9 protein-coding genes are annotated in these 7,760 nt (G+C 69.3%); 4 read left to right on the plus strand and 5 right to left on the minus strand.

Features of this window, described 5'->3' with window-relative positions:
- The first annotated feature begins 1 nt into the window (after position 1).
- Together Q8Q88_RS09905 and Q8Q88_RS09910 are read left to right on the plus strand one after the other, a co-directional pair.
- The gene (locus Q8Q88_RS09905) at positions 2 to 331 is read left to right on the plus strand and encodes a hypothetical protein (RefSeq protein ID WP_305675029.1); all 330 of its coding nucleotides are present in this window, start codon (positions 2 to 4) and stop codon (positions 329 to 331) included.
- A 162-nt stretch (positions 332 to 493) separates the two neighbouring features.
- Positions 494 to 919 carry a GNAT family N-acetyltransferase gene (locus tag Q8Q88_RS09910; RefSeq protein WP_305675030.1) on the plus strand — a complete coding sequence of 142 codons (426 nt, stop codon included), beginning with the start codon at positions 494 to 496 and terminating at the stop codon, positions 917 to 919.
- Here the strand turns inward: Q8Q88_RS09910 and Q8Q88_RS09915 are convergent.
- From Q8Q88_RS09915 to Q8Q88_RS09925, 3 genes are all read right to left on the minus strand, one after another.
- On the minus strand, positions 916 to 1,230 hold the full coding sequence (locus Q8Q88_RS09915) for a helix-turn-helix transcriptional regulator (RefSeq protein WP_305675031.1): 315 nt from the start codon (positions 1,228 to 1,230) through the stop codon (positions 916 to 918). The genes Q8Q88_RS09910 and Q8Q88_RS09915 overlap by 4 nt on opposite strands.
- Before the next feature lie 132 nt (positions 1,231 to 1,362).
- Positions 1,363 to 1,791 (minus strand): hypothetical protein, encoded by a 429-nt coding sequence (locus Q8Q88_RS09920; RefSeq protein ID WP_305675032.1) that lies wholly within the window; start codon positions 1,789 to 1,791, stop codon positions 1,363 to 1,365.
- A gap of 70 nt (positions 1,792 to 1,861) precedes the next feature.
- The gene (locus tag Q8Q88_RS09925) at positions 1,862 to 2,590 is read right to left on the minus strand and encodes a glycosyltransferase family 2 protein (protein ID WP_305675033.1); all 729 of its coding nucleotides are present in this window, start codon (positions 2,588 to 2,590) and stop codon (positions 1,862 to 1,864) included.
- 55 nt (positions 2,591 to 2,645) lie between these two features.
- Here Q8Q88_RS09925 and Q8Q88_RS09930 point away from each other — a divergent pair, with 55 nt between their 5' ends.
- Together Q8Q88_RS09930 and Q8Q88_RS09935 are read left to right on the plus strand one after the other, a co-directional pair.
- On the plus strand, positions 2,646 to 4,319 hold the full coding sequence (locus tag Q8Q88_RS09930) for a glycosyltransferase family 39 protein (protein WP_305675034.1): 1,674 nt from the start codon (positions 2,646 to 2,648) through the stop codon (positions 4,317 to 4,319).
- Entirely contained in the window at positions 4,316 to 5,215 is a 900-nt protein-coding gene (locus Q8Q88_RS09935) for a hydroxymethylglutaryl-CoA lyase (RefSeq protein ID WP_305675035.1), read from the plus strand. The genes Q8Q88_RS09930 and Q8Q88_RS09935 overlap by 4 nt, the downstream gene beginning before the upstream one ends.
- 4 nt (positions 5,216 to 5,219) lie before the next feature.
- Here the strand turns inward: Q8Q88_RS09935 and Q8Q88_RS09940 are convergent, their stop codons facing one another.
- Together Q8Q88_RS09940 and thrS are read right to left on the minus strand one after the other, a co-directional pair.
- Complete coding sequence (locus tag Q8Q88_RS09940; RefSeq protein ID WP_305675036.1) at positions 5,220 to 6,158, minus strand: glycosyltransferase family 2 protein; 939 nt, start codon at positions 6,156 to 6,158, stop codon at positions 5,220 to 5,222.
- A partial coding sequence (gene thrS, locus Q8Q88_RS09945) for a threonine--tRNA ligase (RefSeq protein WP_305675037.1) occupies positions 6,155 to 7,760 on the minus strand: 1,606 nt, incomplete at its 5' end. The genes Q8Q88_RS09940 and thrS, both read right to left, overlap by 4 nt.

Raw genomic sequence — 7,760 nt, forward strand, 5'->3', positions numbered from 1 at the left:
CATGAGCTCGCCCATCGATCCCATCCGCCGATCCAACCTGGTGCGCCGCGCTCAGCGACCGCACACGTCCGACCGCGAGGACACCCCGGACGTCGAGGACCGCAGCGTGCCGGCGATCTACGATCCGGCCCCGACCCCGCCGCCCGGCGGCTCCGCCGAGGGCGCCGCGGCCTTCAACGCCCAGCTGCTCGGCCAGGACGGCCAGCGGCGCGGCCTGCGCGGCGGCCCCGAGACCCTGGGCGCGGCCCGCAGCGTCTACACAAAGACCGAATGGTCCGGCCCCGCCGACCGCCGCGCCCGCAAGGGCGGGGTGACCAAGACCGAGATCTGATAAGATCGCGGCCATGAAGGGATTCGTCGCCGTCTAACGCCGCGCCTGGACGCGGACGTCGCAGGCCGAGGTCGCAAGCGAGGCGCCAGGCGTCCGCGCGATGTCGTTTGACTCGCCAATCCCTTCCAAGCGGCCCTCGCGGCCGCCATTCAGGACATCATCATGAACTTTGTCATCCAGCAGGCCGACCGGCCTGACGACGCCTACATGCCCATCTGGGGCCCGCTGCTCGCCTTCAACCAGAAGACAATCGGCGACGCCCAGGGCGTTCCATTCGCGCTCACCATCACCCAACCGGACAGCGCCGAGGTTCTGGGCGGCCTCTGGGGGCTGTCACTCTGGGGTTCGTTCTATGTCGGCCTCGTGGTCGTACCCGAAAGCGCGCGCGGCCGGGGACAGGGCTCCGAGCTGATGTCCCGAGCGGAGGCCGAGGCGGTCGCCCGCGGTTGCCGCCAAATGTGGCTGGATACCTACGCCTTCCAGGCGCGGCCATTCTACGAGCGGCTCGGATTCTCGGTGTTCGGACAGATCGACGGCCCGGCGCCGGTGTTCCCCCGCATCTTCATGCAGAAGACGTTGAACGCCTAACGCCCCTTCAGCCGCGCCAATTCCGCCTCCAGGCTCGCGACCCGCCGCTCCAGGGCCGCGACCCGCCCGGTCAGGTCCTCCTGGCCGGGCACAGGGGTGGAGACCCCTGCATTGCGCGCCACTTCGGCGGCAGGCACCCCCAGCAGGTCGGCGAAAATGCCCACCTCCTCGGCGGAAAGTTCCCGCTGGTCCTTGAAGGCGAGCGCCAACTCGGCCTCGCTCAACCCGGCGGCGGCGGCCATGACCCGCCGCGTCAGACCGCGTTCGGCCAGTCTTTCCTCGAACCAGGCGGCGTCGAAGAACAGCGCCATCAGTCCCACCCGTCCTGGCGCCGGTCTTGCTTAACCACAGGTGAATCCCGCCTGGACCGGACGTTTCATGATCGCGCTCGCCATCCGCTTCCTCGACGTCGCCGTCATCACCCTGATCTTCTCGGCGCTCACCTAGTCGGGATCGACGCCGAATCCCACGTCGCGGCGAGCCGTGACGATGGTGACGATGAACCCCGCCAGCACGTCTAGCAGCACCATCAGGGTCAAGAGGAAGAAGGTCGAGGTCGCGAAGGCCGGGGCCAGCAGGAACTCCACCAGGCAGGCCACGAACAGCAGCATCGACAAGGCGTGGTTGACGATGGCGGTCCGCCGGCTGGTGGTGGATTTCAGCAGTTCGATGAACAGCACGATCAGGCCCGCGGCGATCAGGATGTCGCCCAGGTTCACCGGCCACTGCGCCGTCGAGGTCATGGCGATGTTGAACAGCGGCTCGGCCATGCGGATATTGGCCTCCACCGAGGAGAACCCGCCTGCCAGGGTCAGGGCGACCAGGTTGTAAGCGAGCACCGGCAGGGCCAGCAGCGGCAAGGCGGCGAACATCGGTGATCCCTCCCCGATTGGGACAGTCCCGAAATTCCGCTGTTTCGGCCCGCGCGGCAAGCTAGCGCCGCTATAGCTCCTCGACCGCCCCCGGCAGGCGGGCGCGGGACTGCAGCCACATGACGCCCAGCAGGTCGGAGAGCGAGGCCCAGAGCCGGCCGAGATTGGTGTATTTCGACACCCCCGTCTGCCGGTGGCGATGGTTCACCGGCCGAAACTCGACCCGGTAGCCCTCGCGCATCATCAAGGCCGGCAGGTAGCGGTGGATGTGGTCGAAATAGGGAAGCCGCAGGAAGGCCTCGCGGCGGAAGGCCTTCAGCCCGCAACCGGTGTCGTTGGCGGTGTCCTTGAGCAGCGACTTGCGCACGCCGTTGCCGAACTTCGAGGCCAGCTTCTTGGCGCGGCTGTCCCGGCGCTTGACCCGCTCGCCGCCCACCAGGACCAGGTCGTCGGGACCGGCCATCAGGGCGTCGACGAGCTGCGGGCCGTCGGCCGGATCGTTCTGGCCGTCGCCGTCCAGGGTGACGATGACGTCGCCGCGCGCCGCGAGGATCCCGGTGCGGATCGAACGGCTCTGGCCCGAATTGGCCGTATGGGTCAGCACCCGCAGCTGGGGGATGGACGGCTTCAGCGCCATCAGGGCGGCGCGGGTCGCGTCGCGGCTGCGGTCGTCGACGAAAACGATCTCGAAGCTGCGGCCAGCGAAGGCCTGGGCGATCTCGCGGGCGAGTTCCGGAGCCGCGCCCTCCTCGTCGAAGACGGGGACGACCACGGAAATGTCGGGCTTGATATCGGCCATGTCTCTCCATAGCGGAAAAGTCGGCGCGCGAAAGGATCGTGCTATCAACGCGGCCATGAGTCTCGAAGCGGTCCTTGAGAGGTACGGCCGCGGCTGGCGGGGTCCCGCCATCGCCGCCCTGATCGCCTTCCTTGCCGGCCTGCCGGGCGTCTTCGCCATGCCGCCGCTCGACCGCGACGAGAGCCGCTTCGCCCAGGCCACCGCCCAGATGCTGGAGACCGGCGAGTTCATCGTCATCCGGTTCCAGGACGAGCCGCGGTTCAAGAAACCCGTGGGCATCCACTGGCTGCAAGCCGCCAGCGTGGCGGCCTTCTCGGAGGCCGAGGCCCGCGAGATCTGGGCCTATCGCCTGCCCTCGCTGCTGGGCGCCATGCTGGCGGCGGCGGCCTGCGCCTGGGGGGCGAGTGTCTTCTTCGGCGGCCCGACGGGCCTGCTGGCCGGGGCGATCCTAGGCTCGACCTTCCTGCTCTCCACAGAGGCCTTCATCGCCAAGACCGACGCGGTGCTGGCGGGAACCACGACCCTGGCCATGGCCGCCCTGGCGCGGATCTACGCCGCCGGTCGCGAGGGCGGAAAGGCGCCCCGCGTCACCCGGCTGCTGTTCTGGCTGGGCCTGTCTGGCGCGATCCTGGTCAAGGGCCCGGTGGGGCTGATGGTGGTGGTGCTGACGGCCCTGTCGCTCAGCCTCTGGGACCGCAAGTGGCGCTGGCTGAAGGACCTCGGCTGGATCTGGGGCCTGATCATCCTGGCCGCCGTCGTCGGGCCCTGGGCCGGGGCGGTGACGGTCGCCACCGACGGCGGCTTCTGGACCACCGCCTTCGGCGCCGACTTCGCGCCGAAGCTCGTCGGCGGCCAGGAGAGCCATGGCGCCCCGCCCGGCTACCACACCCTGCTGGCCCCCTTGCTGATCTTTCCGGGCGCCCTGCTGCTGCCCGCGGCCCTGGCGCTCGGCTGGAACCAGCGCCACCAGCCCGGTGTCAAGTTCGCCCTGTGCTGGCTGATCCCGGCCTGGATCGTGTTCGAGGCCACGCCGACCAAGCTGGTGCACTACACCCTGCCGACCTATGGGGCCCTGGCCTGGCTGATGGCCGCGGCAGTGCTGCGCGCGCCGCTCGGGTTCGTGGTCCGCTGGACGGGGATCGCGCTCTCGGTGCTGGCGGGCGGCGTGCTGGCGATCGGCGTCGTCTACCTGACCACCCTCTATGGCGATCCGACCGACTGGCCCGCCGCCGTCCTCACCGCCCTGCTGCTGGCCGGGGCCGGGGTCTGCGGCGCCTGGCTGCTGTGGCGCGGCCAGGCGGGCAAGGCCATCGCCGCGGCCGGCGTGCTGACCATCCTCGGCCACGGCGCCTTCGCCGCGCTCTTCGCGCCGCGGCTGGCGCCGCTCTGGCTGTCGGCCCGCACGGAACAGGCCCTGTCCGACGCCCGCCTGCTGCCGCGCCAGGGTATCGCCCCGGCGCCGGTGGCCGTGGCCGGTTACGCCGAGCCCAGCCTGGTCTTCGCGCTGGGCACCCCCACCGACCTGGGCGGGGTCGATCAGGCGGTGGAAGCCCTGGCCCAGCAGCGTCCGGCGGTGATCGAGGGCCGCGAGCAGGCCGCCTTCGAGGCCGCGATGAAAGCCAGCCGGGTCAGGGCCCGTGAAATCGCCAGGATCGACGGCCTGGACTATTCCAACGGCGACGAGACGTCTTTACGGCTCTACGCCCCCATCCCATCTGTGAGTCCATGAGCCGCTTTATCGAGATCGTCGAGGTCGGCCCGCGCGACGGGCTGCAGAACGAGAGCACGGTGCTGAACACCGACCAGAAGCTCGAGTTCATCGCACGCCTGGACGCCGCGGGCGCCAAGCGCATGGAGGTGGTGTCCTTCGTCAATCCCAAGCGCGTGCCGCAGATGGCCGGCGCCGAGGAGATGATGGCCGGCATGGCGTCCGACCCCGCCCTCTCGCGCATCGGCCTGGTGCTGAACATGCGCGGCTGGGAGCGTGCGGTGGCGGCCGCCTGTGACGAGGCCAATGTGGTGGTCTGCTGCTCGGACGGCTTCGGCATCCGCAACCAGGGCGCCTCGGTGGCCGAACAGATCGCCGCCATGCACGCGATCGCCCAGCGCAAGGCCGCCGAGGGCGGCCCGCCTATCTCGGTCACGTTCTCCACCGCCTTCGGCTGTCCCTTCGACGGGGAGGTGCCGCAGGACCGGGTGGTGGCCCTGGCCGCCGAGGCCGCCGCCGCCAGGGTCGATGAGATCGCGCTGGCCGACACCATCGGCGTGGCCGATCCCTGGATGGTCCGCGCCCGGGTCGAGGCGGTGCGCAAGGTGACCGGCGATATCCCCCTGCGCCTGCACTTCCACGACACCCGCAATACGGGCCTGGCCAACGCCTATGCCGGGGTCGAAGCCGGGGTCGATATCCTGGACGCCAGCTGCGGCGGCCTGGGCGGCTGCCCCTTCGCCCCGGACGCCACGGGCAATATCGGCACCGAGGACCTGGTCTACATGCTGGAGCGCGCGGGGTTCGAGACCGGCTACGACATCGGCAAGCTGATCGAGACCGCCAAGTGGATGTCGGGCATCCTGGGCAAGCCGCCCGCCGCCTCGGTCAGCCGCGCGGGCGTGTTTCCGCAGTAGCCGGTTACGCCGCCCGTCCGCGGAAGCGCCACATCACCGGGCGCACAACGGCCGTGCAGACGATCAGCGGGGAGAGCACCCAGGCGGTCACGCGGTCGGTGAGGCTGACAGCGCGCTTGCGGAAGTAGCGGGCCAGGCCCACGCCCTTGTGGAACTCCACTTTCAGCGGGCTGGCGTGGCTGGTGTGGCCCAGATGGATCACCTCGGCCTTGGGCTGGAACAGCACCTCACCCCCGGCCTCGCGCACGCGCCAGCACAGGTCCACGTCCTCGACGTGCAGGAAATAGCCTTCGTCGAACCCCTGCAGGGCGGCGAAATCCTCGCGACGCATGCAGAAGCAGGCGCCGGAGATGGTCGGCACCGCCGCCACAGCGTCCGGGGCGGCCTCGTTCTCCCAGTGCACCTCGTAGCGGCGCCAGGCCGGCACGTGCTGGGCCAGGTGCGAGAGGCTGAGCAGGGCGCTGGTGAGCGTGATATCGCCGCGCCGGGCGCCGCGCTGCTCGGTGCGGTCGGCGTTCAGCACCCGCCCGCCGACGATGCAGGGCGCCGGCCGGCCCTCGATGGCCCGGATCAGCTCGGCGATGGCGCCGGGCTGCAGGAAGGCGTCTGGATTGAGGAACACCAGCACGTCGCCGTGCGCCTGGTTGGCCCCCAGATTGGCCCCGCGCGCGAAGCCCACATTGCCGTGGCCGCTGACCAGACGAACTCGGCCGTCACGTTCGGCCAGGCCCTTCAGGCGGGCCGCCTCGATCCGGGTCGACCCGTTGTCGACGACCACGAGTTCGTCGACCAGGGGATCGGCCAGGACGCAATGCAGGCTCTGCTCGAGGGCCTCGCCGGTCATGTAGACGACCATCACCACCGACACCTTGCGGCGGGGCTTCAGGAAGTCCTGCGTCGGCGAGGGCTCGTAGGCGACGATCGGTGCGGCGATGCCGTTCATCCAGCCTCCCTGGCCCCGACCGCGCCGCGAGCCGCAGCGGTCTGGCCCATGGCGTGTCGAGCAACATCAGGCGCGTCGGCGTCCAAGGCAAGCACCTTCACCGCGTCAGCCAGAGACAGAATCTGTTGCCCGTCCGATCCGAGGCGCCTCAAAGCCACCTTGCCCTCCTCGGCCTCGCGCCGACCGACGACGGCGATGACCGGCGTCTTGGCGAGGCTGTGCTCACGCACCTTGTAGTTGATCTTTTCGTTCCGCAGGTCGGTTTCGACGCGCAGGCCCGCCGCGCTCAATTCTTGAGCGACCTGCAAGGCATAATCATTGGCGTCTGACGTAATTGTGGCGACGACCACCTGGGTGGGCGCCAGCCACAGCGGGAACGACCCCGCATAGTTCTCGATCACCACCCCCATGAACCGCTCCATGGAGCCGCAGATGGCCCGGTGGAGCATCACCGGCCGTTGCTTGGAGCCGTCCTCGGCGATGTATTCGGCCTCCAACCGCTCGGGCAGCACGAAGTCGAGCTGCAGCGTGCCGCACTGCCAGGTCCGGCCGATGGCGTCGCGCAGGTGGAACTCCAGCTTCGGGCCGTAAAAGGCGCCTTCGCCGGGCAGACGTTCGATCGGCATGTTGATCGCCTGGCGCGCCGCGCGGTCCAGCTTCTCTTCGGCGATGTCCCAGACCTCGTCGGATCCGGCGCGCAGGTCGGGCCGCAGGGCCAGCTTCACGCTGTGCAGCTCCAGACCGAAGTCGGCATAGACCGAGTTCAGCAGGCGGACGAACTTGGTCGTCTCTTCCTCGATCTGCTCCTCGCGGCAGAAGATGTGGGCGTCGTCCTGGGTGAAGGCGCGCAGGCGCATGATGCCGTGCAGAGCCCCGGAGGGCTCGTAGCGGTGGCAGGCGCCGAACTCCGCCATCCGCAGCGGCAGGTCGCGATAGGATTTTTGGCCGAAGTTGAAGATCTGCACGTGTCCCGGACAGTTCATCGGTTTAACGGCCAGCTCTTCGCCTTCCGTCGTTTCACACGTGAACATCGCCGCGCCGAACTTCTCCCAGTGGCCGGACTTCTCCCAGAGGTTCCGGTCCATGATCTGGGGCGCCTTGACCTCCACATAGCCGTCGGCGTCCAGGCGGCGGCGCATATAGGCCTCCACCGTGCGGTAGAAGGTCCAGCCCTTGGGGTGCCAGAAGATCATCCCCTTGGCCTCTTCCTGCAGGTGGAAGAGGTCCATGGCGCGGCCGATCTTGCGGTGGTCGCGCTTCTCGGCCTCCTCCAGGCGCAGCAGATGGGCGGCCAGGTCGGCCTCGCTGGCCCAGGCCGTGCCGTAGATCCGTTGGAGCTGGGCGTTGCGGTGGTCGCCGCGCCAATAGGCGCCGGCCAGCTTGGTCAGCTTGAAGGCCTTGCCCACATGCTTCGTCGAGGGCAGGTGCGGCCCCAGGCACAGGTCCTTCCACTGGCCCTGGCGATAGACGCTGATCTCCTCGCCGGCCGGCAGGTCGGAGATGATCTCGGCCTTGTAGGCCTCGCCGATCTCCTTGAAGTGCTTGATGGCCTCGTCGCGGTCCCAGACCTCGCGCACGATCTTCTCGTCGCGGTCGACGATC

The organism is Phenylobacterium sp. (assembly GCF_030697925.1).
In the GTDB taxonomy this organism is placed as follows: domain Bacteria; phylum Pseudomonadota; class Alphaproteobacteria; order Caulobacterales; family Caulobacteraceae; genus Phenylobacterium.